The following is a 26,015-nucleotide window of genomic DNA, read 5'->3' on the forward strand; positions in this document are numbered from 1 at the left end:
GGAACGGGATTCAGGCCGTGACGGGCCGGCTCCAGCCATCCTGGTTCCGGGCGGCGGGGTCGCCGCCATCGGCGGGCCGACGCGCCGGGCTTTCGCCGGGGGCCATGCCGGCAGGAACCAGCACGCGCCCGGCCGGCAGGACCGCTGTCACGCGGGTGCCCCGGTCGGGGGCGCTCTCCAGCAGGAGGCGCCCGCCATGCAGTTCGACGAGCCGCTTGGTGAGCGGCAGGCCCAGGCCGATGCCCTCGACGCTTCTGGCGCGGCCGCGCTGGGTGCGGCCGAACGGCTCCAGCACGCGGGAAAGGTCGTCTGCCTCGATGCCGATCCCGTCATCCTCGACGAGGATGCGGAGGCCGGTCGCCGGATCCAGGTCGGCCGTGACCGTCACGCCGCCGCCGGCCGGGGTGTATTTGACCGCGTTGGACACGAGGTTCAGGAGGATCTGGCGCAGGCGCTTCTCGTCCGCGCGGACGATGCGCGCCGCCGGCGCGACCGACCAGGCGATCCGGACACCCGACTGGTCAGCGCGCGGCGCCAGAAGGCCCGTGCAGAAGGCCACGGTCGCCGCGAGATCGACGGAATCCTCCTCCAGCTTGAGGATGCCGGCCTCGACCATGGCGTGGTCGAGCACCTCGTTGATGAGATCCAGGAGATGCTCGCCGCTGTCATGGATGCTGGCGGCGAATTCCCGGTAGTGCGGATCGCCGACCGGGCCGCAGGCTTCCGTCCGGATCAGGTCGGCGAAACCGAGCACGCCGTTGATCGGCGTCCGCAGCTCGTGACCGAGCTGGGCCAGGAACTCGCTCTTGCTGCGGCTGGCCTGCTCGGCGCGGCTGCGGGCTGCCTCCAGCTCGACGCTGCGGGCCTCGACCTCCTGCTTGAGCGACTGCATTGCCATCATCAGCAGCGCCACGACGATCAGGATGTTGCTGATGAGCGACACCAGGAAATGCACGGCCTGGGCGGTGGTGGGCGTGAACAGGCCCGCATCGGGCGGGAGCAATGCCACCGACGCCGCCCGGAAGGCGAGGGTGACGCCCACGAAGCCGAAGAGAAAGGCTGCGGTCGCCGAGGTGGTCCGGAACCGGCGCACCGGCCCGCGCAGCAGTTCCTGCACGCACAGCAAGCAGATGCCGGACATGAGCGCCGAGGTCACCACGATGCGTGCGGGAACGTCGTTCACGGCATAGGTGTGGTAGGCGACGGCGATCTCGACCACCCCGATCGCGGCCAGCACGGCCTTCCAGCGCGCCGGCTTGCGCCCGAACAGGCGGATGCCGTTCCAGAAGGCCGCCATTCCCACGAGCCCAAGCCCGTTGCCGAGCACGATGGTGATCAGGTCCGGCAGGACGCCCCGCGTGACGACCCCGATCAGCGCCAGGCCCAGCAGAACGGTTCCCAGGGTCCAGAGGCCGAGGCCGGGCAGGCCGCGGTGGGCGCGCCAGAAGGCGACCATCAGCAGGCCGAGGGTCGTGGAGACGAGCGCGTGCGCGGCGAAAAGGGTGCGGATGTCGAGGTCCATCCTCCCAGCTTGCCAGCCGGGTCTTAACGCCGCGCTAACCTCTTGGCCCTGGCCTATGAAATTCGGATGATTACCGTTGCTCGGCCGGGCGGGCGGCCGCGGCAGGGTCATAGGACGATGCCACGGCTTGACGGTTTCGGGTCGAACCATGATTCTGCGGCCATGACCGACCGCGCCCCCCTTTCCGACCGATACGTCGCCAGACCCGAGCCCGCCGGCCGATGGCTGGTGTGGGACACCCGGAACGATGCCGTGGCACTCTCCCCCGACGGCCCGCTGACCGGGCTGGAGGAAGCACCGGCTGGCGTCTGGGCCGTGGCACTCAACGTGACGGAGACGGTGCGGGTCCGCCGCGAGCGGAGCGAGGTCTCGCCCTGACGCATTTCCCGTTCGAGGGGGCGGGCAAAGTGGATGGGCAATCGGCTGCTTTCGCGCCTTTCGAGGAGATGAAGCTCTCTCTCAGTGCTCTTCCGCCCGGAACCCGCCGGTGAAGGGCCTGTTTCCCTGAGACGCCCGAAGCGATCCTCAGGAGCACATCGGATGCTGAAACACAGCCTGACAGCCGCCGCACTGGTTCTGGCACTCGGCGCATCGATAGCGCCCGGCATGGCCGAGGACGATCGGAACGACGACGGGCGCGCCTTTCGTGACGGAGAGTCCAGCTATTGGATGGAGGGCAACCGCCGGATCTATCTCGGTGAGTCGCGGTTCTTCCCAGGTCGCGGCCTTGGAGACGACGGGGAAGATGACGGAGTTGCCTTCCGGAATGACGATGACGACGATGATGGCGATGACGATCGCGATGACCGCCGGGATGACGATGACGATGACCGCCAGGACGACGATGACGATGATTAGCGCGGTCTGCGTATGATGTTCCGCCCGCCGCAGGTTTTCATGACATGACAGGCCAGCCCGGGCAATCCGTGTGATGCATACCGCAGTGTTCATCTTTCGGTAAGATTGCTTGGAAACGCTCCTGTCCATGCAGGAGCGATACGCACACAAGGCGGACCCCGATGAACCAGGCCGCTGGCTCGTCTATGACGCCAAGCTGCTGGCCGCCGGCGGCGGCTTGCTGGTGGTCGAGCGCGGGCTGACGGAGGTCGGCGCCAAGGTCGTGGCACAGTGGTTCAACGACATGAACCGCGGCGTGCCGTTCGTGCCACCCCGTGTGTGACCGCCAAGCCCTATGTCCCTGAACCGACCCTGCCGTCCGCATCCGGAAGGATAGGCCCTCGTCAGAAGGGTGCGATGATGTCGAACAGCTGCTGGCCGTAGCGCGGCTGCTGGACGTCGGAGATGTGGCCGCGGCCGCCGTAGGAGATCCGGGCCTCGGCAATTTTTTCATAGCTGATGGTGTTCTGGGCGGTAATGTCTTCCGGGCGGATGACGCCGGTGATGACCAGGTCGCGCCGTTCGTAGTTCACGCGGACCTCCTGCCGGCCCTGGATCACCATGTTGCCGTTGGGCAGGGTCTGGGTGACCAGCGCCGCGACCTTCAGCTCGATCTGCTCCTGCCGGTTGATGGCGCCCCGGCCGGTGTTGGCCGTCGTGCTCGACATGTCGATCAGGCTGGCCGGGTTGGCGTCGGGCAGCAGGGTGCCCAGCCCGCCGGGGCCTTCCAGCCCGAACATGCCGGGGATGCCCAGCGATTCCGAATTGTCGCGGCCGCGCGTGCTCTGGTTGTTCAGCCGGGCCTGGTCGTCGATCTGGATGTTCACCGTCAGGATGTCGCCCACCTTGGCGGCGCGCTGGTCCTTGAAGAAGGCCTTGGCCCCCGTCCGCCACAGGGAGTTCGGGTTGCGTTCGGCCGGCAGCGGGGTCGGCATCGGCAGGCTGATCGGCTGGTAGCCGGCGGCGGCCTGCGGGTCCTGAATCTGGGTGAGCTGCGGGCCGGAGCCGATGTCGGCCACGCGCGACACGGCGTTGCAGGCGGGCAGGCCCGCGGCGACGGCGGCGAGGAGAGCGAAGCGGGCGGCGTGGCGAAGCGCTGGCATCCGGCGGGCGGTCATGGAGCTTTCTCCTCAGTTCAGGGCTGCGCCGGGCTTTGCCACGGCGACATGGTTGATGCCGGCGACCGTCGCTTCGACGATGCGGTTGGATTGGGTGTTGACGACGCGGATGACGTCGCCCTTGCCGCCGTCCTGCAGGGCCTTGCCCTGGGCCGACAGCGACATGGTCCCGGTGACCAGCGTGATGGTGACGATGGCGCCCTTGTCGATGATCCGCGGCGACTGGAGATCGCGCAGCCGGATCGGCTGGCCGGGGGCGAGCACGCGGCGGGGAACCTGTCCGAGGAGCTGGGCCTCGCCGGCGACGATGTCGCTGCCGGTCTGGTCGGCGCGCATCTCCTGCCAGGTGATGTCCTCCGGCCCGATGGGCTCGCCGGGCAGGGCGCGCTGGACCAGCATCGGCACCTGCACCACCCCGTAGGCCCGGCCCGAGACGGGCAGGCGTGCCGCCGGGGCGCCGGCCGGGCCGGTGGCGACCACCTCTGCCGCGAAACGGCCCTGCGCCGCGCTGTAATGGAGGTTCTGCACCGCCAGCCCCTCGGTTCCCTGCGGGGCGCGCAATTCCAGAGCGCGCCCGTCCAGCTCCAGCCGCATCTCGCCCAGCCGGATCTGCGCGGCCAGCGCGTCCGTCAACACCGCCTCGATGTGCGGCTGGCCATAGACCACCGGCGCCGACGCCGGCGCTCCGGCGAAGGCCGGGGCGGGGACGGCCGTGGCCGCGATGGCCGAGACGGCGAGGGTGGTGCCGAGGAGGAGGGCGGCGGCGGTGCGCTTCATGGCGGAATTCCCTGGGCCGGAGAGGTGTGGTGCGGGTCAGGCCGGCTTATTTCAGCTGCCCGGCCTGCTGCATCATCTCGTCGGTGGTCTTGATGATCTTGGAGTTCATCTCGTAGGCGCGCTGGGCGGTGATCAGCGTGGTGATCTCCTGCACGACGTTGACGTTCGAGGTCTCCAGCGCGCCCTGGGTCACGCGGCCGAAGCCGGGAGCGCCGGGGTTGCCGCCGATGGCCTCGCCCGAGGCGGGGGTCTGCAGGAACAGGTTGTCGCCGATGGCCTCGAGGCCGGCCGCGTTGGCGAAGGTGGCGAGCTGGAGCTGGCCGACATTCTGCGGGTCCACCTGGCCGTCCAGCTTCACCAGCACCTCGCCCGACGGGTTGATGGCGATGTCCACCGCCTCGGCCGGGACGGTGATGTTGGGCTGCACCGGATAGCCGTCGGCGGTGACGATCATGCCCTCCGGGCTCAGCTTGAAGTTGCCGGCGCGGGTGTAGGAGACGTCGCCGTTCGGCAGCTCCACCTGGAAATAGCCCGATCCGTTGATCGCCAGGTCCAGCTTGTTGTCGGTGACGTTCAGGTTGCCCTGCTCCATCACGCGGGACACGGCGGCGATGCGCACGCCCGCACCGACCTGCACGCCGGTCGGCACGATGGTGCCGGCGTCCGACGAGGTCGAGCCGATGCGGCGGAAGTTCTGGTAGAGCAGGTCCTGGAACTCGGCGCGCTGCTTCTTGAAGCCGGTCGTCGTCGCGTTGGCGATGTTGTTCGAGATGGTCTCGACGTTGAACTGCTGGGCGATCATCCCGGTCGCGCCGATGGCGAGGCTGCGCATGATGGTTCTTTCCTTCTCTTCGGGATGCGTCAGACGGAGCGGCCGAGCCGCTGGATGGCGGTGCGCATGCGCTCGTTCTCGCTGTCGATCAGCTTCTGGGCCGACTGGTACTGGCGCTGCACGTCGATCATCGCGGTCATCTCCGAAACGGGCTTCACGTTGGAATTCTCAAGCAAGCCCTGTGCCACTTTCGTGTCCACCGGTGCCGGCTGCGGCTCCTCGTCGCTGACGTAGAGGCCGGCGCCGACCTCGGTCATCAGCTGCTCGTTGGGGAAGGTGACGATGTTCAACCGGCCGACCGGGCCGAGTTCGGTGGAGATGGTGCCGTCGCCGGCCACCTTGATGTCCGTGGTGCCGGCGGGGATCGTGATGGGCTGTCCGTTGTCGGCCAGCACGGGCAGGCCGCCCTGGTCCACCACCTGCCGCTGGTCGTTCATCTGGAAGCTGCCGGCGCGGGTGTAGCGGGGGCCGTTGACCGTATCAACCGTGAAATAGCCGTTGCCGGTGAGCGCCAGGTCCAGCGGGTTGCCGGTCTGGGCGAGATGGCCGGTGGAAAGGTCGCGCACCACCGCGCGGTCCTGCACGAAGCTCACCTTCTCGTGCAGGCCGGGGCGCTCCACGAACTCCGTGAACAGCATGCGCTGCTGCTTGAAGCCCGTGGTGTTCATGTTCGCGACGTTGTTCGAAATGACGTCGAGCTGGCGGCGCAGGGTCATCTGGCGCGACAGGGCGACGTAGATCGGGTTTTCCATCGGCGGCCTCTCAGGATCTGTGCCGGCGGAGCCTTTCCGTCCGGCACCCATCCCTATGCAGCCGCCGTGCCAGTCCAGGATCGGCGCCATTTTCCCGAGCCTACCCGGAAGAGTTGGGGCGAACGGGACCCGCTGGTGCCGGCCGCCGGGCAAAAGCTGCCGCCGGCCCGGAAAAGATCACGGGCGGCGCCCGGCAAGAAGCTCCCGTTCCCGCCAGCGGACGCGCGGCGGGTGAGGGCCGGAACCGAAGGCCGGCGGCGGGGCCGCGGCACTGGCGAGGGGTGCGGCCGCGGCAACCGCGCCTTCAATCAAGAAGCGTGCCGACTCGCCGCGGAACCCCTATCCTAAGGGTTTTTTAACTATCCGAAAGATAGGCTGATCGGGCAGGACGGGCCGGATTTCCCGACGTGAAGCCCCGCCGTGACGCCCCGCCGTGATGAAGCGTCCCCGAACCCACTTCCAGGACACCGATGACCGCGACCGCCGACAACGACGCAGGCGACCTTTCGGGCGAAGGCCTGCCGCGCAAGAAGTTCAGCGGCAAGAAGCTGGTGCTGTTCATCATCCTGCCGCTGGTGCTGCTGATCGGCGCCGGCGCCGGTGTCTATTTCAGCGGGCTGCTGGACTCCCTGCTCGGCAAGGAGGAGCACGCGGAGGAACAGGCGGCGGAGGCGCCTCCGGCGGACCCGGCGCACGACCCGCTGCTGAACCCGGTCTTCTACGACCTGCCGGACATGCTGGTGAACCTGAACAGCACCGGCAAGCGCCCGTCCTACCTGAAGATCCGGATTTCGATCCAGCTCTCCAAGCCGGAGGACGTGCCGGCGGTGGAGCATGTGCTGCCGCGCATCATCGACAACTTCCAGGTGTATCTGCGCGAGTTGCGGCTGGACGACCTGAAGGGGTCGGCCGGCATGTACCGCCTGCGCCAGGAGCTTCTGATGCGCATCACCGCGGCCGCCCATCCCGTGAAGGTGAAGGACGTGCTGTTCAAGGAAATGCTGGTCCAGTAGGGCGGCGGAGGCGAAGCGATGAGCAACACCGAGGAACTCAGCGAGGACGAACGGCTCGCCGCCGAATGGGCCGCCATGGCGGAGGACAGCGGCGACGTCGGCGACATGGCCGACATGGGCGGCGGTTCGACCCGCGTCCTGAACCAGGACGAGATCGACAGCCTGCTGGGCTTCGACCAGAGTGGCGTCGGCGACGGCGACAACTCCGGCATCATGGCGCTGGTCAACTCGGCGCTGGTCAACTACGAACGCCTGCCCATGCTGGAGGTGGTCTTCGACCGCCTCGTCCGCATGATGTCCACGAGCCTCCGAAACTTCACCTCCGACAACGTCGAGGTCAGCCTCGACCAGATCTCGTCGGTGCGTTTCGGCGACTACCTGAACTCCATCCCGCTGCCGGCCATGCTGTCGGTCTTCAAGGCGGAGGAATGGGACAATTACGGCCTGATGGTCGTGGATTCGGCGCTGATCTACTCCATCGTGGACGTGCTGCTGGGCGGCCGCCGCGGCACCGCCGCGATGCGCATCGAGGGCCGCCCCTACACCACGATCGAGCGCAACCTGGTCGAGCGGATGGTCCATGTCGTGCTGTCCGACCTGTCGGCGGCCTTCGACCCGCTGTCGCCGGTGACCTTCCGCTTCGACCGGCTGGAGACGAACCCGCGCTTCGCGACCATCGCGCGGCCCGCCAACGCCGCCGTGCTGGTGAAGCTGCGCATCGACATGGAGGATCGCGGCGGCCGGCTTGAGCTGATGATCCCCTACGCGACGCTGGAACCCGTCCGCGAGCTTCTGCTGCAGATGTTCATGGGCGAGAAGTTCGGCCGCGACTCGATCTGGGAAACCCACTTGGCGTCGGAACTGCTGGTCACCGACGTGGACATGTCGGCCGTGCTGGACGAGGTGACGATGACCCTGCACGACGTGCTGAACTGGCGCGTCGGCACCCGCATCCTGCTGAACGCCACGCCGGACGGCGCGATCGAGCTTCGCTGCGGCGACGTGTCGATGTTCCAGGGACGCATGGGGCGCAAGGGCGGCCACATCGCCGTGCGCCTCGAAAAGGAACTCCCCAAGCAGGAAGTGATGCGGCTATGAGCCCGAACCTCTCGCTCATCCTCGACCTGGTGATGGTCGGCCTGCTGGCCGCGACCATCGCCTACGCCATCATCCTGAACAAGCAGATCATCAGGCTGCGCGAGAGCCGGGGCGAGATGGCCGAGCTGATCGTCGGCCTGAACGAGGCGATGTCGAAGGCCGAGACCGGCGTGCGCGGCATGAAGAAGACCGCGTCCGACACGGGCGAGGACCTCCAGCGCGCCATCGGCAAGGCCCAGGCCCTGCGCGACGAGCTGCATTTCATGCTGGAGACGGGCGAGGGGCTCGCCAACCGGCTCAGCGGCTCCAGCGGCGGCGGCGGCGAGCGGGCCAAGGCGCCCGCGCGTCCGCTGGCCCCCGGCCCCCGGCCGCTGGCGGCCACCCGCCCGCCGGCCGAGGACGGGCCGCTGCCGGTCAAGCGGAGCCTCGCCGCCTCCCCGCCGCCGGCACCCCTGCGCGAGGCGGGCGAGCAGGACACGATCACGCGCGAGGGCGAAACCCTCTCCCGGGCCGAGCGCGAACTGCTCCAGGCCATCGAGAACCGTCGGTAAGGGCGCGCCATGGCAGAGAACACCACCCCCAAGGGCCCGGCGCCGGGCGCCGAACCCAGGGTCGTCATCCGCCCGGCCGGCGCGCTGCCGCCCGGCGGCGTCCGCACCACGCAGGGCATCGCCGGCCATGGCGCCGCCGTCCAGCCGCCGCCCGCCGCCGCGAAGGCCGCGGCCGCCCGCAAGAAGGCAAAGCCCGCCGCCAGGCGCGCGAAGCGTCCGGCCGGCCCCTCGCTCGCCGCCCGGCTGAAGGCGTCCGTGAAGGGCATGCGCTTCCGCATTCTGCCCGTGACCATCTTCGTCGCCGTGCTGATGCTGGGCCTGCGCGTCGGCGACCTGTGGCGCATCGCCGCCCGCGACGCCCAGCTTCCGGACTTCCCGGTCTCCCACGCCGAGGCGACGGCGCCCAAGCCGGGCGATGCGAAGCCCGGCGATGCCAAGACGGCCGCCGGCTCCAGCGAGGCGCCGGCCAAGGGGCAGGGGCAGCCGGCCGCCGCTCCCGCGCAGGGCGGCGCGAGCGCGTCCTCCTCCCCGCCGCCGATGACGGCGGCCGACGGGCCGCTCGGCCCGGTCCGGAACGAGGAGCTGCTCCAGCATTTCGCGGAGCGCCGCGCCGAGCTGGAGCGGCGCGTGAAGGAGGCCGAGCAGCGCGAGGCGCTGCTCGCCGCGGCGGAAAAGCGCATCGACCAGAAGATCCAGGAGATGGACAAGGTCCGCGCCGACATCCAGAAGCTGATGAAGGACGGCGACCAGCAGCAGTCCGAGCAGATCGACAGCCTCGTGAAGATCTACGAGACGATGAAGCCGAAGGACGCCGCCCGCATCTTCGAGGAGCTGGAGATGCCCGTCCTGCTCGGCGTGATCCAGCGCATGAAGGAGCAGAAGACCGCCCTCGTGCTCGCCGCCATGGACCCGGTCAAGGCCAAGGAAGTGACCTCCGCCCTGGTCGCCAGCCGCACCCTGCCGGCGCTGCCGCAGCCGTGACGGCGCGCCGCCAGGCCGCTGTGGCCCGGCGGCCACGGCGGCGGTGCGAATAGCCTTCATTAAGGCCCTATTAACCCAGACGATCTAGCCTCATGCTGGCTTGAACGGCTCCAAGCCGGTGGGGACGCGCGCGGCCATGAGGCCCGGTGCCGGTCTCCCGGCGCCGTCGCCGCCAACCCTTGCCGGGAACGTCCATGGCCATATCCAGCCTCTCCGAACAGAAGCAACTGCAGCAGCAGCTCGACGCCGCCCGCGCCGAGGCCGCGCAGCCCTTGTCGCGCGCGGAGGTGACGGAGATCGTCCAGGCCATCCTCGGCAGCATGGACGGCGACGTCAACGTCACCGACCTCCGCCTCTACAAGGAGGTGGTGGACCTAGCGAAATACATCGAGAACGCCAAGGCCGAGATCGCCGCACTCCAGCCGGCGGAGATCCGGGACGAGCACATCCCGACCGCGACGGACGAGCTGGACGCCGTCGTCGGCGCCACGGAAAAGGCGACCTTCGCGATCTTCGACGCCTGCGACGCCATCGGCGCCGTATCGGCAACGCTCGACCCCGAGGCCGCGGGCAAGCTGAACGACCAGGTCACGAAGATCTACGAGGCCTGCAATTTCCAGGACGTGACCGGCCAGCGCATCAGCAAGGTCGTCCGTACCCTGAAGCACATCGAGGCCAAGGTGGACATGGTCGTGGCCGCCTTCGGCAACGAGGTGCGCCAGAACCACATGCGCCACGCCCCCGCCCCCGTCAGCGTGGCCCCGGCCACGGCGGACGAGGAGGAGAAGAGCCTGCTGAACGGACCGCAGATGCCGGGCAACGCCATGGACCAGGACGAGATCGACCGCCTTCTGGCGAGCTTCGATTGATGTCGGCCGGTTGAGGCCATGAGTCCCACCGGCGGTTCCTCCGGCAAGGCAGCGGCCAGCGGCCTGCCCCCTCTCCGCCATGCCGGCCTCCAGTCCGCCGGCATGGGGCCGGGCGCGGGTGCGGGATCCGGCAATGGCGGCCTGCTGCTCCTGCTGTCGCTGTTCCTGCTTCTGCTCGTCTTCTTCATCGTGCTGAACGCCCAGACGATGCAGGCGCCGCAGCGGGTGAGGGCGGTGATGGCCTCGCTCGACCGCAGCTTCCCCTCCTTCATCATCGACCCGCGCCTGCGCGACGGCGCCGATCCGCTGGCCTCGCGCGCGGGCACCGTCTTCGCGGCGGAGCGGCTGGCCGCGGTCGGCGACCTGTTCGCCGCCTCCATCGCCGTCGCCAAGACCGAGATCGTCGGGCCGGGCCACCGGCTGGAGGTCCGCCTGCCGGCCGACGAGCTGTTCGTGCCCGGCACGGCGGCGCTGCGCCCCGACCGCCAGGGGCTGATCGACCGCGTCGCCGAGGCCCTGCGCGACCCGCGCCCGGGCGAGCGGCTGGAACTGGACGCCCTGCTGGCGCTCGGCCCCGCTGGCGGCCCGTCCGGCGGCCCCGCCCATCCCCCCGGCCCCGTCGCCCGCGCCGGCGCGCTCGCCCGCCTGCTGGTGGAGACCGGCGCCCCGGCGGAGGGCGTCACCATCGGCATCGAGCGCGGGGAGCCCGGCGCCGTGCGGCTGCTGTTCAGCCCGCGCGACGCGGAGGCGCGCCCATGATCCGCCTGCCGCACAACCCGCCGGGCCTGACGCGCCCGGCGAAGGCCGGGCTGGACGCCGAGGCCGCCCCGCCGAAGTCGCTGTGGCTGATCAGCCTGACCGACCTGATCTCGCTGATGCTCGCCTTCTTCGTGCTGATGTATTCGATGAGCGAGCCGCTGACGGCCGAGGGCTCGAGCGGGCTTGCCAAGGTGCTGATGTCGGCGCGCTCCACCGCCTTGGCGCCGTCCAGCGCCGCGCCGGAGCCGAAGGCGGCCTTCAACGCGCAGGCCGTCGAGGCGGACGGCACCATCGACCTGGATTACCTGCACGCGCTGCTGCGCAGCCAGACCGGCCAGGATCCGGAGCTGTCCGGGCTGTCCGTGCGGCGCGAGGACGACCGGCTGGTGATCGGGCTGCCCGGCGCGCTGATGTTCGACGCGCCCGGCGGCGCCTTCTCCGACCGGGGGCGGCGCGTGCTGTTCCTGCTGGGCGCCGCCGTCGGGCGCATCGGCAACCGGATCGAGGTGGTCGGCCACGCGGAGGGCGAGGAGGGTGCCGACGGCCACGCCTGGGAGCGCTCCCTGACCCGTGCCGTCGCCGTCGCGGCGGCCCTGCGCGAGACCGGCTACCGCCGCGACCTCGTGGCGCGGAGCGTCATGGCCGCCGGGACGGGAATGGGCGCCAGCGCCGGACCGCGCGTGGACGTGGTCGTGCGCGACGAGGCGGAGGGCTGACGGCCATGGCGGGACGCGCATCGCACCGGCGCTGGCTGCGCGGCCTGATGGCCGCCACGGCCCTGTGCACCGCGCTGGGCGGAGGCCTCCTGGCCGGCGCGCCGCAGGCCCATGCCGCGACGGTGCCCGTGCGCGCCGCCACCCACCCGACCTACGGGCGCGTCGTGTTCGACTGGCCGGAGCGGGTCGGCTTCACCGCGCGGGTGGAGGGCAGCAGCCTGATCGTCGCCTTCGACCAGCCCATCGAGGCGCCGGTCCAGCGCGCCGTGTCGGCTCTGCCCGGCTACCTGTCCGGCGGGCGGATCGCCGCCGACGGCAAGACGGTGGAATTCACCCTGAAGCGGCCGGTCGAGTTGAAGACCTTCCGCAGCGGCAACGGTAACCCCATCGTCATCGACCTCCTCCCGACGAAGGACGCGCCCGGGGAGGCTCCCAAGGAGGCGGCTCCGCCCACCGCACCCCAAACCCCAGCTCAAGCCCAGCCGGCCAGGCCCGCCGCCGGGACGGTGACGGTGCAGGGGAACGACGACGCGACGCACAGCCGCATCGCCTTCAACTGGCCGGGGCCGGTGGACTACACGGTCAAGCGCGACGGCAGCGCCGTCACCGTTCTGTTCGACCGGGCCGCGCGGGCCGACCTGTCCCCCGTGGCCCGCGCCAGCCTGCGCAACATCCGCAACGTCGAGAGCTTCCGCCAGCCGGACGGCAACCTCGCCGTGACCTTCGTCGCACCCCACGGCGCCGGGCTGCGGGAAAGCCGGTCCGGCAGCGCCGTGGTGCTGGAGGTGCTGAACACCGGAAGCCCCCCCGCCAAGCCGGCGGAGGCCGCCCAGCCGCAGCCGCAAGCACCGGCACCGGCACAGCCGCAGGCCCAGACGGCCGCCGCGGCCCCCGCCCCGCAGGCACCGCAAGCACCGCTCCCGGCGGCGCCGGGCCGGGCCACGGCGGACAGCCGCACCACCGCCTCCGCCGCGAACGCCGCCGCCGTGGAGGCCCCGGCCCCGGCCAGGGCGCCGCAGCCGCCGGTCCAGGCCCACTTCCTGCCGGCGCCGGCCAAGGGCGAGGCCGGGCAGGGGCCGGCGCTGGTCTTCGACGCGGGCGGCCCGTCCTCCATCGCGCTGTTCCCGCGCGCCGGGCGCCTCTACATCGTCTTCGACAAGCCGCTTCCCATCGGGGCCGGGCGGATCGTCGGCCATGGCGGCGAGCTTCTGGGCGCCATCGAGCCGGTTCCGGCGACCGGCGGCACCGCCTTCCGCACGAACATCGGCCCGATGGTCTGGCCGAAGCTCGAGCGCCAGGGCACGGTCTGGCGGATCACGCCCGCCGCCCGGCTGTCCACCGCCCCGCCGAAGGACATTCCCATCGATCCGGAGCCCGACTTCGTGCTGGGCGCGCGGCTGCTGGCGCGGGCGCCGGACGCCGCGGCGGTCGTGCAGCTCGTCGATCCGGACATCGGCGACCGGCTGCATGTGGTGCCGCTGCCGGTGCCCGGATCGGCGGTGCTGGACCCGCACCGCTACGCCGACCTGGAGGTGATGGCCTCCTACCAGGGCGTGGTCGTGCGCCCCATCGCCGACGGGGTGAGCGTCCGCCCGGTGAAGGAGGGGGTGGAGCTGGCCGCCGCCGGCGGCCTGCACCTGTCCCCCACCGCCGATTCCGGTCGGCGCCCCAGGGAGGCGGCCCCGGCGGAAACGGCCCTGGCGCAGGCGCCGGCTTCCGGATCGCCGCCCTTCCCGGCGCCCGGCGGCGCCTCGGCCGGGCCGGGCGCTCCGCCGGGCGCCGCGACGGGCAAGGGCGGGCAGCCGCCGCGCCTGTTCGATTTCGCCGCCTGGCAGCGCGGCGGTCTGGACCGTTACACGGAGAACCGGCAGGAGCTTCAGCTCGCCGCCGTCAACGCCCCCGATTCGGAGCGGCCGAAGGCGCAGCTCGACCTCGCGCGCTTCTACCTCTCCCAGGGTTTCGCGCAGGAGACGCTGGGTCTGCTCGACGTGCTGCGCCAGAACCAGCCGGACCTCGATGGCCGGCCGGAGTTCCTGGCCCTGCGGGGTGCGGCGCGCGTGCTGGCCGCCGACCATGAGGGCGCGGCCAAGGACCTCGGCGACCCGGTGCTGTCCAGCCATCCGGAAACGGCGCTGTGGCGCGCCGCCAGCGCCGCCGACCTTGCCGCCGACAAGGACGATTGGAAAACGGCGCTCGACGGCTTCAAGGCGGGCGGCGCGATCCTGGCCCAGTATCCCGAGCCGATCCTCGGCAAGCTCGCCCTGCGCGCGGCGGAGGCGGCCCTGGAGTCCAAGGACCTTCCCTTCGCCAAGCGCATGCTCGACCGCGTGATCGAGCGCGCGGGCGAGGAGGGGCTGGACCGCCCCGAGCTGCAATATCTGCGCGGCCTCTACCACATGCAGACGGAGGAGCCGAAGCCGGCGCGCGAACAGCTCCAGGCCGCCTACGACAGCCTCGACCGCCTCTACCGGGCCAAGGCCGGGCTGGCCCTGACCGAGCTGGAGCTGGCCGAGAAGACCATGTCGCCCTCCGCCGCCGCGGAGCGGCTGGGCGGGCTGACCGTCACCTGGCGCGGCGATGCGCTGGAAATGAAGATCCGCCGCCGCATGGGCCAGGCGCTGATCGAGGCGGGCCAGTACGCCGAGGGCTTCAAGACGATGAAGGAAACGGCGACGCTCGCCGCTGGCACGCCGCTGGCCGAGGAGATCGCCGGCGACATGACGCGCATCTTCGGCGACCTTTACAAGGACGGCGCCGCCCACCTCTCCACGCTCGACGCGCTGGACCTCTACGACCAGTTCCGCGAACTGACCCCCGTGGGGGAGCCGGGCGACGAGATCGTCCGCCAGCTCGCCGAGCGGCTGATCCAGGTCGATCTGCTGAACCGCGCCTCCGACCTTTTGCAGCATCAGGTGGAATACCGCCTGTCCGGCCCCGAGAAGGCGCGGGTCGGCACGCGGCTGGCCTCTGTCCGGCTGCTCGACAACAAGCCGGAGCAGGCGATCCGCGCGCTGGAGCTGTCGAACATCCCCGGCATCCCGCCGGAGCTGGCCGCGGAACGCCGGCTGATGCAGGCCAAGGCGCTCGCCGAACTCGGCCGGGGCGAGGAGGCGCTGCTGCTGCTGGCCGAGGACGACAGCAAGGCCGCCGAGCTTCTGCGGGTGGACATCGCCTGGAGCGGCCAGAAATGGGAACCGGCGGCCTTCGCGCTGGGCAAGGTCATCGGCCCGCCCCCCGCCGCCGGCACCCCCATCGAGCCCGGCACCTCGCAGCTCGTCCTCAACCGCGCCGTCGCCCTGGCCCTGGCTGGCGACGGCACCGGCCTGAACCTCCTGCGCCGCGACTTCGGCCCCGCCATGACCACCGGCCCCGACGCCGACGCCTTCCGCGTCCTGACCCGCCCCGAACAGGCCCTCGGCCTGATCGACGTGAGCACCGTGCGCTCGCGCGTGGCGGAGGTGGATATTTTCAAGGAGTTCCTGAAGGACTACCGGGCGAAGAATGCGGGCGCGCCGGGGGCTTAGGCTGTTTACTCATAAAATCTGACGCCCCACCAGACGCCGTTATCGCTTGGTCCCTCTGGCGAAGACGACACCAGCAGCGCATCCGCCGCTCACACTGGAAGCGACGAACTAAAAACGATAGGGACTGGCTGTAGTACTAGGTCATGTCTGCAAAGGGTGGCAGGTTGAAGAGCAGTCCCAAAGTGTGCAGTACGGGACGCTATGATCTGACAGACGCGCATTGGGAGCGGCTGAAGCCGCCTCTTCCTCCGGAACGTGCGTCAACCGGGCGACCGAGCCACGGCCACCGGTGCATGATCAATGGGATTCTGTGGATCGCCCGCACGGGCGCGCCCTGGCGTGACTTGCCGGAACGGTACGGCTCGTTCGGCACGGTTTCGAGTTGGTCCTATCGCTGGCGCAAAGCCGGCATTTGGCAGCGCGTCCTGGAAGCGTTGCAGGCCAGTGCCGACCGTCGGGGCCAGGGTCGGAGCCCCATACTCCCATTCGAGCCCAGCGGAGGATAAACTGTGCCGCTAATATCCCGAGGCTCAATTCCAATTGAACTGCACGCCACAAATTGACGATTATATGGAAACGCACAACCTTGGCAAATAATTTAGTGTAAAAGATGAAATAAATCATCAATAAACTAAGAATTTACATTTGACTTCCCCATAGCATTTAGTGAAAACTTTCTAGTATTACCTGCGCGTGTGCATATAAAAGCAAAAAATATTAACTTTTTAACCAAACTAGTGTAAGTCGGTGGCGATCATACGGACGAATGCAAGCATGAGGTTTGAAAGTTGGGCACGGCATCTGGACGTTTGAAGAGAGATGCTTTATACCAACTCCAGATGATCAATTAAGCGGTATTCCAAATGCTTGCCTTGCAGCCTCAGCGCGCTACGCCAGAACAGTTGCCGATTATCAGCAGTAGGGCAACCGGTGTTGAAATCCTCAGGGGGGCTGCTGGTAGTGGCAAAACGACAACAGCAATACTTCGCCTTGAGTCGCTCGCGTTCACCTTTTCTGAACGAATTCAACGGCTCAAATTAGGGCGTCCGGTCAAAATCCTTGTATTAACGTATTATCGATCGCTTGCAGGATATGTAGAGGAGCTTGCACGTACTCAGCTTCGTTCTGCTCCTGGGATAGAAGTCCAGGTATCAACATTTGCATCCTGGGCTCGATTAGGTCTTGGCAATGTACCTATTTTAAACGGAGATACGCAGAGGAATTGGGCGTTACACTTCTGTCGCGGCATTCCTCTTCCTAGTGAGTTTCTTTTAAATGAGATAGATTATGTAAGAGGAAGATTTAGTCGTGAAAATTTAGAGCATTATGTAGACGCGGATCGCACCGGTCGTGGATCAACACCTCAAGTTCTGCGGACGTTGCGTCCTCAGATCATCGCTGCAATACAACAGTATGAGAAACATCTACTTGATAATGGAAAGGGATGCCATGATTGGCATACTCTTGCACATGATATGAAAAATATGGACAGCTTGCAATACGACATCGTGATCGTTGATGAAGCTCAGGACTTTTCTGCAAATCAACTGCGCGCAGTTATAAAGCACCTTGCGGAGCCACATTGCCTTACGCTAGTGATTGATACTGCACAGCGCTTGTACCCACGTGGATACACGTGGAGTGAAATCGGCATACGCAACGCGCGCTATCATAGGTTGGAAGAGAACCATCGAAATACTGTCGAAATTGCATCTTTTGCTGCAGGTATTATCGATGGCATCCCCCTTGATGACGACGCCACTTTACCCAATATTGCAGCGCTGTCCCGGCATGGCGATAAGCCTTTAGTGTTGCGCGGGTTCTACAGTGATCAATTAGCTTTCGCTCTTAGGTGGGTGCAAGACCACGTGGATCTAGAAAAGGAGTCAGTCGCCTTCTTAAAGCCAATGGGTGGTAATTGGTTTAGAGATGTAAGGACTGCACTTGCTGAAAGGGGCATTGATTTTATAGAGTTAACACAAAATCGCGAATGGCCACAAGGAAAAGAAAACGTTGCGCTTTGTACAATGCATTCCGCTAAAGGACTCGAGTTTGATCATGTGATAATGCTCGGGTTAAATGCTGAAAACCTGCCACATGGTGAGGGCTCTGACGATGACACGCTGCTTAGTAAGCGACGCCTTCTTGCCATGGCCGCTGCAAGAGCTCGGAAAACTGTTATGGTTGGATACAAGCCAGATAGAGCATCTGACCTTATAGAATTCTTCAAACCAGGTACGTTCAAAACTCTTGACGTGTGAGATCGCAAATGGTCAATAGCATGAAGCCACCTGTTGAAAGTATAATTGCGAGTCGAGGTATTGAAGAAGTTTTGCATTTTACAACAAACAACGGATTCGTGGGATGTCTTGAAATGGGAAGTGTTTTGTCAAGATATCGCCTTCCAAATGAAAAGCACTTATCGTACATCATGGCGCCTACTGCTGATAGAGAAGAAGGAAAGGAATGGTTTGATAAAACAGAGAATTGGCTGGACTATGTCAATATGTCTGTATCTGAGATAAATTATAGGTTCTTTAGCTTTGCGCAGAGGCGACATCATGGATCAGACAGGTGGTTTTTGATATTATCATTTTCCTCAGAAATTCTGACTCATGAAAACGTATATTTCACGACTACGAATAATATATATGTTCCTTATGTAAAAAGAGCACGACATGGGCAAGGATTAGAGGCCATGTTTGCTCCTAATATACAGCGTAAAGCTTCTTGGTATGCTAATCGTGCCCGTCGTGCCGAACGACTTACAACCTGTGAGCAGGCTGAGGTACTTTACCCATGCCAGCTTTCGTTAGACTATCTCATGAGGGTCTACGCTCGGACTGAGGACGAAGCTGATCACGCCGCTGGCTGTTTACGCAGATATCAGCGTTCAAATGTTGCAGTCCTTCTAGATCCGTCTAAATTCGACGGTCAGCCGAACTAGGCTTGGAAATGGGAGAGCAAGGTGCCCGATGTCGATACCGCCGTCACCAATTCCGCATTGTGGGCGGCCGCCGGCGATGCGCTTGGCTGGATAGCTGAATTAACAGATGAGGCAGGTTTGATTCGACGCATCGGCAAAGGTCGGCTATGCCGACCAGTCAGCTGGCGGCGAAAAATCGGAGGTATGAATGGTGCGACGGTTCAACTCCCTGAAGGGACGTACTCCGATGATACACAGCTCCGAATAGCGGTTTGCCGTTCAATTCGCGGAGATGGATCGTTTGATACAGAAGCATTTGCTAAAATCGAATTACCAGTATGGCTGAATTATTCACTCGGCGCGGGGCGAGGAACTAAAGCTGCAGCCACGAACCTTTCCAAGCGTGATGTCAGTTGGTACTCCAACTTTTTCACTGGTGGCAATGGGCGTGGCTACGTCGACGCGGGCGGAAACGGAGCCGCTATGCGCATACAGCCGCATGTATGGCAAACTGGTGGCAGTGCTAAACGGAGTTATCTGGGAAACGTTATTCGAGATGCTGTCGTTACTCACGGCCATATGCGAGGTATACTTGGAGCGGTATTTCATGCGGACTGTGTAGCATATGCGCTTAGAGAGGGACGTGTGCCCTCTCCTGAGTCTTGGGAGGAATTCATTGAAGACGGCTTCCGGTCAGTAAAGAGTGCGCTCGAATCGGATCCACAGCTTAGTAGATTTTGGTTAAGCTCATGGGAGGCGGAGAGCCAGAAGCCTTTTGGCCATGCAATCGAAGCAACGATAAATGAAGCAAAGCAATTATTGCGCCGTCTTTCTGTTGCTATAGAAAGCCCGTCCTTCGATGCATACGTCAGGGTTTTAGATGCATTAGACATGCGGTCAGAAGAGCGACGTGGCGCTGGCCTCCATTCAGCGTTAGCTGCAGTTTCAGCTGCATGGCTATATAAATATGATCAGATCGAATTTGCGTTAGTTGAGGTTGTGAATGTTATCGGCTCTGACACTGATACAATTGCAACAATGGTAGGAGCTATTCTCGGCGCGACCAGCAATCATGCTCCTGAATGGCCTATTCAGGATCATGCATATATTGTCGCACAAGCCCAAAGGCTTGCGCGTATAGCCAAGGGGGCTTCAGAAGAAAGTTTCCCTTATCCTGACCTGTTCTCTTGGCAGGCTCCCACTACGCAAAGTGATGGAGTGGGTAAAATTGAGGATGGTCTCGCTATCGCTGGTCTTGGGAAAATAGAAGTGTTTGGGGAGAGGTGGATTTCAGGGAATTTTTCATGGCAATGGGCGCGTCTTCCATTTGGTCAAACTGTTCTATGTAAAATGAAATCGGAAATGGCGGGGGTGGTTCCGGCTTATAATCTTCCGCCCTTAGAGCAAGGAAAAAGTAGGTCGGCATCTAAGTCTCAAGATGCTGGCGTGCTGCATCAGGAAAAGTTGCCGCTTAATGTAAGTGAGCATTTTAAGAAAGAAGAGTTGGATCTCCGGAGTCTGCCAAACGCAGCATTAAGTCATAACGGACGATTGCAGAAAGGAAGGACGCTTGATATGATAACTGATGAGGTCATAAGAAATAACTTTGATGAGCGAGTTATTGGGGTGTGTTTTCTGGAGTGCCTAAATTCTGAGGAGGGTATTGAACGGGCGATGGCATTTTCTGCTATTCTTGCAAAAGCTCATCTTGCTCGAAACAGAAGAAATAGCAGACGTTAGGGTCCATGGTTAATAAAATTCCAAAAGGACATTAGAAAACTCGACAGAGGAATAAGATATACGGGATGCAGGGTTGTGATGCCTGCATCCATTATCTTCCAACAACCAAATTAGGTATGTTCACCGGATTGCCGGAACTGGTGTTGCAGCATCACGCGCTTGGCGTATTGATGGATGTGAGCTAATAGGTGTTGCGACGCAAAGCCCGATGTGGGTCAAGGTCATGATGACGCGCCGCGGCCGACATTGCCTGAACTTGGAGGATAAAGACACGCTGGCTCGGGCGCCACCGGATCGTATCGCAGCGCTCAGAGCGAAACTGGGACAGCCGCCGAAGACGCCGAACAAATCCAGCCTGCTGTCGGCCGTTGCGTTCGAAGCAAGCCTAGAAGCCTGCGGCTACGCGAGAACTTGTCCCCGGCCCCACTACACTAACAACTGCCATGGTATGTGTGCGCCCGCTGTTCTTCGGACATCATGACCCATGGCCAAGTGGATCACCATGCCTACGACCACGTTGTCCTGCTGACGATTCTGCCTGACGTGACGCGGCCCCAGATTTTCGGCCGGTGCTGTCCCGACTCTCGGCTGCGGGTGCGTGCGGAGCGCTCCCGACACCATACCGCTAAGCTCGCCCTTTCGCCCACCTATTCTGACGATGGTGGCCCATCGCCATCATGAACACGCAATAAGCTATGAGCGGCTGCTCCTATTATGGCCAAGCTTTTCAGGCCGCGTATGAACGCAGTGTAATCGGTAAAGTTTTCGGCGAAAATGGCTGTATGTCTGAGTATCTCATTACTGGTGCGTTCAGCAGGGCTAAGCCAAGACCCATTAGGCCTGCTTGTCCTATGTGCAGAAAGATGTCGAGTGTGTTATTATCGACAGCAAGCGTCACTTCTTACCAGCTTGGGACGTCCATTGTCGTCGAGGGACGACCAGGGGAATCGCTTGAACGGTTTCAGGCTGGTTGGCGGATAACGGCCTCCAGGTAATCGCTGTTCCATGATGCCTTTTTGCGTTGAACGGCGAAGCTCTGCTTTCCCGGAGCGGCGCGCAGCAGGTTCATGGCCATGTGGCGCAAGACGGCCATGTTCTGCGGCCCGCGGTCGGAGCGGAGGCGGCAGAGGTCGTCATGAAAGACGACGTCCATCACCCAGTGCAGGCCGTTTTCCACGTGCCAGTGGCAGCGTACGGCATGGGCGAACAGCCGCGCGTCAAGAGGGGCGGAGGACAGGAACTGCACGAGCAGCGCGACCGGCTCGCTGCCGCCCATTGAGCGGGGCGGTCAGCGGGCGAAGCGTTTGGCCCCGGCCACGCAGGCCACGACCGCTCCCGTGACGGCCACCATCGGCCAGCCGACAGTTTCGCCCAGCAGGGTCGCGGCGAGCGTCAGGCCGAAGAAGGGCTGGAGGAGCTGCAACTGCCCGACGGCGGCGATGCCGCCCAGCGCCAGGCCGCGGTACCAGAACATGAAGCCGATCAGCATGCTGAACAGGCTGACATAGCCGAGCCCGATCCAGGCGCCCGTCCCGATGGCGGCCCAGGAGCGGGGCAGGGTGCCGAGCATCAGGGGCAGCATGACGGGCAGGGACAGGACCAGCGCCCAGGAGATCACCTGCCAGCCGCCCAGCCGGCGCGACAGCCGGGCGCCCTCCGCGTAGCCCAGGCCGCAGAGCAGGATGGCGGCGAGCATCAGCGCGTCGCCGGCCAGCGAGGCGGTGCCGCCCTGGAACAGGGCGAAGCCGGCGACCAGCAGGCTGCCGCAGCCGGAGAAGAGCCAGAAGGCCGGCTTGGGGCGCTCGCCCCCGCGCAGCACGCCGAACGCCGCCGTCGCCAGCGGCAGCAGGCCAATGAAGACCAGCGAATGGGCCGAGGTGACGTGGCGCAGCGCCAGCGCCGTCAGCAGGGGGAAGCCCACCACCACGCCGCCCGCCACGACGATCAGGGGCAGGAGGTCGGCGCGGTCCGGCCGGCGGACGCGCAGGGCCAGCAGCAGGGCCAGCGCCAGCAGTGCGGCGATGGAGGCGCGGGCGACCGTCAGGAACAGCGGCTCGAAATCGGCCACGGCGGCCCGCGTGGCGGGCAGGGAGCCGCTGAAGATCAGCATTCCCAGGAAGCCGTTGACCCAGCCAACCACCGATCGGTCCATCGTCGCTCTCCGCCGCGCGCGGCCCAATGGCGGCCTCTGTCGCCCGCCTTATCGCGCGGCGGGCCATGGCCTTTCCAGGGACAGTCCATTACAGTTTGCCCGAACTGTCATGCTCCGGGGAGCGGTACGGATGGACGGGTCGGGCGTCGCGGGCGTGGAGCTTTCCAGTGGGGAGGGCGGCACGCTGGTCGAAAGGGTCATGATGGCGATCCGGCAGCGGATCGCCGGGCGCACGCTGGCGCCGGGTGCGAAGCTGCCTTCCATCCGCGCCTTCGCGGAGGCCGCGGGCGTGTCGAAATCGACGGTGGTCGAGGCCTACGACCGGCTCGCCGCCGAGGGGGTGATCCAGCCCAGGCGCGGCTCCGGATTCTATGTGGCCGGCCACGCGCCGCCCCTGACGCTCGCCGACCTCGGCCCCCGGCTGGACCGCGCCGTCGATCCGCTCTGGATCTCCCGCCAGTCGCTGGAGGCGGGGGAGGAGGTGCTGAAACCCGGCTGCGGCTGGCTCCCGGCTTCCTGGATGCCGGAGGAGGCGATCCGGCGGAGCCTGCGGTCGCTCGCCCGCTCGCCCCAGGTCGGCGTCACCGACTACGGCCCGCCGCTCGGGCTGCCGGCGCTGCGGCAGCTCCTCTGCCGGCGGCTGGCCGAGCGTGGGATCGAGGCGGGGCCGCAGCAGATCATGCTCACCGAATCAGGCACGCAGGCGATCGACCTGCTGTGCCGCTTCCTGATCGAGCCCGGCGACACGGTGCTGGTGGACGATCCCTGCTACTTCAACTTCCACGCCATGCTGCGCGCCCACCGGGCGACCGTCGTCGGCGTGCCCTACACCCCCGCCGGGCCGGACATCGAGCGCTTCGCCGCCGCACTCGCGGAGCATCGCCCGCGCCTCTACATCACTAACGCCGCCCTCCACAACCCGACCGGCGCGACGCTGGCGCCCGCGGTGGCGCACCGGCTGCTGAAGCTCGCCGAGCAGCACGGGCTGACCATCGTTGAGGACGACATCTTCGCCGACTTCGAGCCGGAGCCGGCGCCGCGCCTCGCCGCCTTCGACGGGCTGGAGCGGGTCATCAGCATCGGCAGCTTTTCCAAGACGCTGTCGGCCGCCATCCGCTGCGGCTACATCGCGGCGCGGCCCGACTGGCTCGAGGGGCTTCTCGACCTGAAGGTCGCCACATCCTTCGGCAGCGGCCCCTTCTCGGCGGAGCTGGTGCTGGCCCTGCTGAAGGACGGCACCTACCGACGGCATGTGGAGGGGTTGCGGCAGAACCTCGCCCGCGTCATGGGGGAGACGGCGCGGCGGCTGCGGGTCGCCGGGCTGACGCCCTGGATCGAGCCGCGCGGCGGCATGTTCCTGTGGTGCGGCCTGCCCGACGGGCTGGACGCGGCGGAGATCGCGCGGCGGGCCTTGGCCGAGGGGGTCGTGCTGGCGCCCGGCAACGCCTTCAGCCTGTCGGGCTCGGCGGGCCGCTTCCTGCGCTTCAACGCGGCGCAGTCGCGCGACCCGCGCGTCTTCGAGGTGCTGGAACGCGCGATGCGCGGGTGACCGGCTACAACGTGCCGAAGCTGCGGGCCAGCGAGCCGGCGATCAGGTACCAGCCGTCCACCAGCACGAAGAAGATGATCTTGAAGGGGATCGCCACCATCGTCGGCGGCAGCATCATCATGCCCATCGAGGTCAGGATCGACGACACCACCATGTCGATGATCAGGAAGGGCAGGAACAGCAGGAAGCCGATCTCGAAGGCGCGCTTGATCTCGGAGATCATGAAGGCCGGCACCAGCACCTGGAGCGGCGTCTGCGATTCCTCCTGCACGTTGTCGATGCGCGCCATGTCCATGAACAGGCGCAGCTCGCGCTCGTTGGTATGGCGCAGCATGAACTCGCGGAAGGGGGCGGCAACGCGCTGGAAGGCCTCCATCTCGTCGATGTCCTCGGCGATCAGCGGCTGGATGCCCTGCTCGTAGGCGCGCTCGAACACCGGCGCCATGATGAAGAAGGTGAGGAACATCGCCAGCGACACCATCACGGTGTTGGGCGGCACCTGCTGGACACCCAGAGCCGAACGCAGGAAGGACAGCACGATCACGATGCGGGTGAAGGCCGTCATCATGATCAGGATCGAGGGCGCCAGCGACAGCACCGTGATCAGCGCCACGAGCTGGACGATGCGGCCGGTCGCCGATCCCCCGGCGTCGCCGAGGTCGAAGGTCATGCTCTGCGCCAGCGCCGGCCCGGCGGCGAGCGCGCCGGCGAGGCCGATGCCGAGCGCCAGCAGCAGGGCGAGGCCGAGCCGCCGGGGGGAGAGCGCGCCCGTCACGGCTGCCTCCGGGCGCTCAGCTCGTCGGGCCGGGCGGACGCCTCGGGGTTGGGGGCGGGCGTGCTGGCCGACGCGTCGCCCAGCGCGGTGCGGAAACCGGCGCGGACACCGGATTCGACCACCCGGTCGCCGACCGGTCCCAGCAGGATCAGGTGCTCCTGGTCGTCCCGCCGCACGAGGACGAGCCGCCGCTTGGCGTCGAGCGCCAGCACCTCGACCACGCCCAGCCGGCGCTGGCGCGCGTTGGAGCCCATCATGCCGCCGAAGCCGACGCGGCGCAGCAGCCACCCGACCGCCATGATCAGGAAGATGACGAAGAGCAGGGCGGAAGCGAACTGGACATACTGTTCGAGCGTCATGGGATCAGGCCGGCTTCTCGGATTCGGGTGCGGAGGGTGCCGCGATGGCGACGGGGCCGGGCTCGCCCTGGGCGGACCGCCCATAGGCGGCGGTGGCGCGCTGGCGCGCCGTGTAGGGATCGGGGCGGCCCTCGGCGGCGTCGCGCAGCAGCGCGTGCTGCCGGTCGAGCGAGCCGGCCAGCGAGTCCAGCGTGCCGAGCAGCCGCTCCAGTTCGGGCAGAAGCTCCTTCGCCTGGGCGCCAGGCAGGCCGGCGGCGGCCGCGCACAGCGCGCCGACCCGTTCGTCCAGCCCGGCGAGGTCGAGCGGCGCCCCGGCCTCGGCCTGGGCGCGGGCGTCCTCCAGGGCGGTGGCCACGGCCGCGAGGTCGCGGCGGAGGTCGGTGCGTGTCGTCACGGCAGCAATCCTTTCAGCTCCGTCCAGTCCAGCCCCTCCGGGGCCATGCCTGAGTCCGCGTCCGCCTGCGCGTCCGCGGCTTCCCTCTCCGGCGCGGCGGGCCGTTCCGGCGCCGGTTCGGGCGGCGGCGGTGCCGTGCCGTTGGCGCGGTAGACATGGGCCAGGATCTCGGCCACGGCGGCGATGGCCTCGATGGGGATTTCGGTGTCCACGTCGATGGCCGAGAGCACCTCCACCAGGTCGGCGTCCTCGCGCACCCGCACGCCGTTGGCGAAGGCAAGCTCCAGGATCTGCTCGGCCACATGGCCCTTGCCGGTGGCCACGACCTTGGGCAGGGACTGCCCCCCGAACTCGTACTTCAGCGCCACCGCCACGGGGCGGCGGGCGGGCGGACGCGAACCGGGAGGCGTGTTTCCGGGCGAGGCGGACAAGCGAATTCTGCCGAATGGCCTAGATGGATGGGCCATACTGGCGGAACATGCTTAACGAATCCTGAAGGCGCGGCGGGAGGTTCTTCTTCATACGGTAAGCTGCTCAAGGAGAAGCATCTTTTCCGTCATCCCCGCGAAAGCGCTATGGAGTGTACTTATCTCGCCAAGCGGTAACGTGTTGAAAGACAATTGCTTTTCCGTCATCCCCGCGAAAGCGGGGATCCAGGAGTCCGCAGAACGAATGCTGTGGAAACGTCCTGGACCCCCGCTTTCGCGGGGG

The 26,015-nt window shown here is 66.2% G+C and carries 26 protein-coding genes and 2 pseudogenes; 15 read left to right on the plus strand and 13 right to left on the minus strand.

Annotation, left to right across the window (positions count from 1 at the left end; genetic code table 11):
- Nucleotides 1–10: 10 nt before the first annotated feature.
- Nucleotides 11–1,522, minus strand: coding sequence for a HAMP domain-containing sensor histidine kinase (locus JUB11_RS05110; protein ID WP_207456772.1), 1,512 nt, complete (start codon nt 1,520–1,522; stop codon nt 11–13).
- 162 nt (nt 1,523–1,684) lie between these two features.
- Between JUB11_RS05110 and JUB11_RS05115 the strand changes: the two genes are divergently transcribed.
- Nucleotides 1,685–1,900: a hypothetical protein gene (locus JUB11_RS05115; RefSeq protein WP_207456775.1), complete on the plus strand. Its 216-nt coding sequence runs from the start codon at nt 1,685–1,687 to the stop codon at nt 1,898–1,900.
- A gap of 147 nt (nt 1,901–2,047) precedes the next feature.
- On the opposite strand, the gene JUB11_RS05120 is transcribed toward JUB11_RS05115, so the two are convergent.
- Entirely contained in the window at nt 2,048–2,473 is a 426-nt protein-coding gene (locus tag JUB11_RS05120) for a hypothetical protein (RefSeq protein WP_207456777.1), read from the minus strand.
- 34 nt (nt 2,474–2,507) lie between these two features.
- On the opposite strand from JUB11_RS05120, the gene JUB11_RS05125 reads away from it, so the two are divergent.
- Nucleotides 2,508–2,702: a hypothetical protein gene (locus JUB11_RS05125; RefSeq protein WP_207456779.1), complete on the plus strand. Its 195-nt coding sequence runs from the start codon at nt 2,508–2,510 to the stop codon at nt 2,700–2,702.
- A 61-nt stretch (nt 2,703–2,763) separates the two neighbouring features.
- Here the strand turns inward: JUB11_RS05125 and flgH are convergent, their stop codons facing one another.
- The 4 genes from flgH to flgF are packed head-to-tail and all read right to left on the minus strand — an operon-like array spanning nt 2,764 to nt 5,898.
- On the minus strand, nt 2,764–3,537 hold the full coding sequence (flgH, locus tag JUB11_RS05130; RefSeq protein WP_247886850.1) for a flagellar basal body L-ring protein FlgH: 774 nt from the start codon (nt 3,535–3,537) through the stop codon (nt 2,764–2,766).
- A gap of 12 nt (nt 3,538–3,549) precedes the next feature.
- A complete protein-coding gene (gene flgA / locus JUB11_RS05135; protein ID WP_207456782.1) occupies nt 3,550–4,314 on the minus strand; it encodes a flagellar basal body P-ring formation chaperone FlgA in 765 nt (254 codons plus the stop codon).
- Between the two features lie 46 nt (nt 4,315–4,360).
- Nucleotides 4,361–5,146 (minus strand): flagellar basal-body rod protein FlgG, encoded by a 786-nt coding sequence (flgG, locus tag JUB11_RS05140; protein ID WP_207456785.1) that lies wholly within the window; start codon nt 5,144–5,146, stop codon nt 4,361–4,363.
- Between the two features lie 29 nt (nt 5,147–5,175).
- Nucleotides 5,176–5,898, minus strand: coding sequence for a flagellar basal-body rod protein FlgF (flgF, locus tag JUB11_RS05145; protein WP_207456787.1), 723 nt, complete (start codon nt 5,896–5,898; stop codon nt 5,176–5,178).
- A 470-nt stretch (nt 5,899–6,368) separates the two neighbouring features.
- Here flgF and JUB11_RS05150 point away from each other — a divergent pair, with 470 nt between their 5' ends.
- The 12 genes and pseudogenes from JUB11_RS05150 to JUB11_RS05205 all read left to right on the plus strand — a co-directional run bounded on the left by JUB11_RS05150 (nt 6,369) and on the right by JUB11_RS05205 (nt 20,075).
- Complete coding sequence (locus tag JUB11_RS05150; protein WP_207456790.1) at nt 6,369–6,911, plus strand: flagellar basal body-associated FliL family protein; 543 nt, start codon at nt 6,369–6,371, stop codon at nt 6,909–6,911.
- Nucleotides 6,912–6,929: 18 nt separating this feature from the next.
- The gene (gene fliM, locus JUB11_RS05155; RefSeq protein WP_207456792.1) at nt 6,930–8,009 is read left to right on the plus strand and encodes a flagellar motor switch protein FliM; all 1,080 of its coding nucleotides are present in this window, start codon (nt 6,930–6,932) and stop codon (nt 8,007–8,009) included.
- Nucleotides 8,006–8,560, plus strand: coding sequence for a DUF6468 domain-containing protein (locus tag JUB11_RS05160; protein ID WP_207456796.1), 555 nt, complete (start codon nt 8,006–8,008; stop codon nt 8,558–8,560). Before fliM ends, JUB11_RS05160 begins: the two co-directional genes overlap by 4 nt.
- 9 nt (nt 8,561–8,569) lie before the next feature.
- Entirely contained in the window at nt 8,570–9,541 is a 972-nt protein-coding gene (locus JUB11_RS05165; RefSeq protein WP_207456799.1) for a hypothetical protein, read from the plus strand.
- Nucleotides 9,542–9,735: 194 nt separating this feature from the next.
- Complete coding sequence (locus JUB11_RS05170) at nt 9,736–10,410, plus strand: protein phosphatase CheZ (protein WP_207456810.1); 675 nt, start codon at nt 9,736–9,738, stop codon at nt 10,408–10,410.
- A gap of 18 nt (nt 10,411–10,428) precedes the next feature.
- Complete coding sequence (locus tag JUB11_RS05175) at nt 10,429–11,169, plus strand: hypothetical protein (RefSeq protein WP_247886851.1); 741 nt, start codon at nt 10,429–10,431, stop codon at nt 11,167–11,169.
- A complete protein-coding gene (locus JUB11_RS05180; protein WP_207456812.1) occupies nt 11,166–11,885 on the plus strand; it encodes a flagellar motor protein MotB in 720 nt (239 codons plus the stop codon). Before JUB11_RS05175 ends, JUB11_RS05180 begins: the two co-directional genes overlap by 4 nt.
- A 5-nt stretch (nt 11,886–11,890) precedes the next feature.
- Nucleotides 11,891–15,409: a tetratricopeptide repeat protein gene (locus tag JUB11_RS05185; RefSeq protein WP_207456814.1), complete on the plus strand. Its 3,519-nt coding sequence runs from the start codon at nt 11,891–11,893 to the stop codon at nt 15,407–15,409.
- A gap of 143 nt (nt 15,410–15,552) precedes the next feature.
- Nucleotides 15,553–15,870, plus strand: a pseudogene (locus JUB11_RS05190) (transposase); the annotation flags it as partial.
- A 402-nt stretch (nt 15,871–16,272) separates the two neighbouring features.
- A complete protein-coding gene (locus JUB11_RS05195; RefSeq protein WP_207456818.1) occupies nt 16,273–17,670 on the plus strand; it encodes a 3'-5' exonuclease in 1,398 nt (465 codons plus the stop codon).
- A gap of 8 nt (nt 17,671–17,678) precedes the next feature.
- On the plus strand, nt 17,679–18,356 hold the full coding sequence (locus JUB11_RS05200) for a DarT ssDNA thymidine ADP-ribosyltransferase family protein (protein ID WP_207456820.1): 678 nt from the start codon (nt 17,679–17,681) through the stop codon (nt 18,354–18,356).
- A gap of 21 nt (nt 18,357–18,377) precedes the next feature.
- Entirely contained in the window at nt 18,378–20,075 is a 1,698-nt protein-coding gene (locus JUB11_RS05205) for an ADP-ribosylglycohydrolase family protein (protein ID WP_207456822.1), read from the plus strand.
- 961 nt (nt 20,076–21,036) lie between these two features.
- Here JUB11_RS05205 and JUB11_RS05210 read toward each other — a convergent pair.
- Both JUB11_RS05210 and JUB11_RS05215 read right to left on the minus strand, forming a co-directional pair.
- A pseudogene (locus JUB11_RS05210) lies at nt 21,037–21,315 on the minus strand (ISAs1 family transposase); the annotation flags it as partial.
- Between the two features lie 48 nt (nt 21,316–21,363).
- The gene (locus JUB11_RS05215; RefSeq protein WP_207456824.1) at nt 21,364–22,227 is read right to left on the minus strand and encodes a DMT family transporter; all 864 of its coding nucleotides are present in this window, start codon (nt 22,225–22,227) and stop codon (nt 21,364–21,366) included.
- Between the two features lie 130 nt (nt 22,228–22,357).
- Here JUB11_RS05215 and JUB11_RS05220 point away from each other — a divergent pair, with 130 nt between their 5' ends.
- On the plus strand, nt 22,358–23,776 hold the full coding sequence (locus JUB11_RS05220; RefSeq protein ID WP_207456826.1) for a PLP-dependent aminotransferase family protein: 1,419 nt from the start codon (nt 22,358–22,360) through the stop codon (nt 23,774–23,776).
- Nucleotides 23,777–23,780: 4 nt separating this feature from the next.
- Here JUB11_RS05220 and fliP read toward each other — a convergent pair whose 3' ends face one another.
- The 5 genes from fliP to JUB11_RS05245 form a co-directional block, all read right to left on the minus strand.
- Entirely contained in the window at nt 23,781–24,551 is a 771-nt protein-coding gene (gene fliP, locus JUB11_RS05225; protein ID WP_207456828.1) for a flagellar type III secretion system pore protein FliP, read from the minus strand.
- Complete coding sequence (locus tag JUB11_RS05230) at nt 24,548–24,910, minus strand: flagellar biosynthetic protein FliO (RefSeq protein ID WP_207456830.1); 363 nt, start codon at nt 24,908–24,910, stop codon at nt 24,548–24,550. Before JUB11_RS05230 ends, fliP begins: the two co-directional genes overlap by 4 nt.
- A 4-nt stretch (nt 24,911–24,914) precedes the next feature.
- A complete protein-coding gene (locus JUB11_RS05235; protein WP_207456832.1) occupies nt 24,915–25,304 on the minus strand; it encodes a hypothetical protein in 390 nt (129 codons plus the stop codon).
- Nucleotides 25,301–25,735, minus strand: coding sequence for an EscU/YscU/HrcU family type III secretion system export apparatus switch protein (locus tag JUB11_RS05240; RefSeq protein ID WP_247886852.1), 435 nt, complete (start codon nt 25,733–25,735; stop codon nt 25,301–25,303). The genes JUB11_RS05235 and JUB11_RS05240 overlap by 4 nt, the downstream gene beginning before the upstream one ends.
- Before the next feature lie 87 nt (nt 25,736–25,822).
- On the minus strand, nt 25,823–26,015 hold a 193-nt coding region (locus tag JUB11_RS05245), incomplete at its 5' end, for a hypothetical protein (protein ID WP_207456836.1).

It is taken from the genome of Azospirillum sp. SYSU D00513 (genome assembly GCF_017356015.1).
Taxonomy (GTDB): domain Bacteria; phylum Pseudomonadota; class Alphaproteobacteria; order Azospirillales; family Azospirillaceae; genus Azospirillum.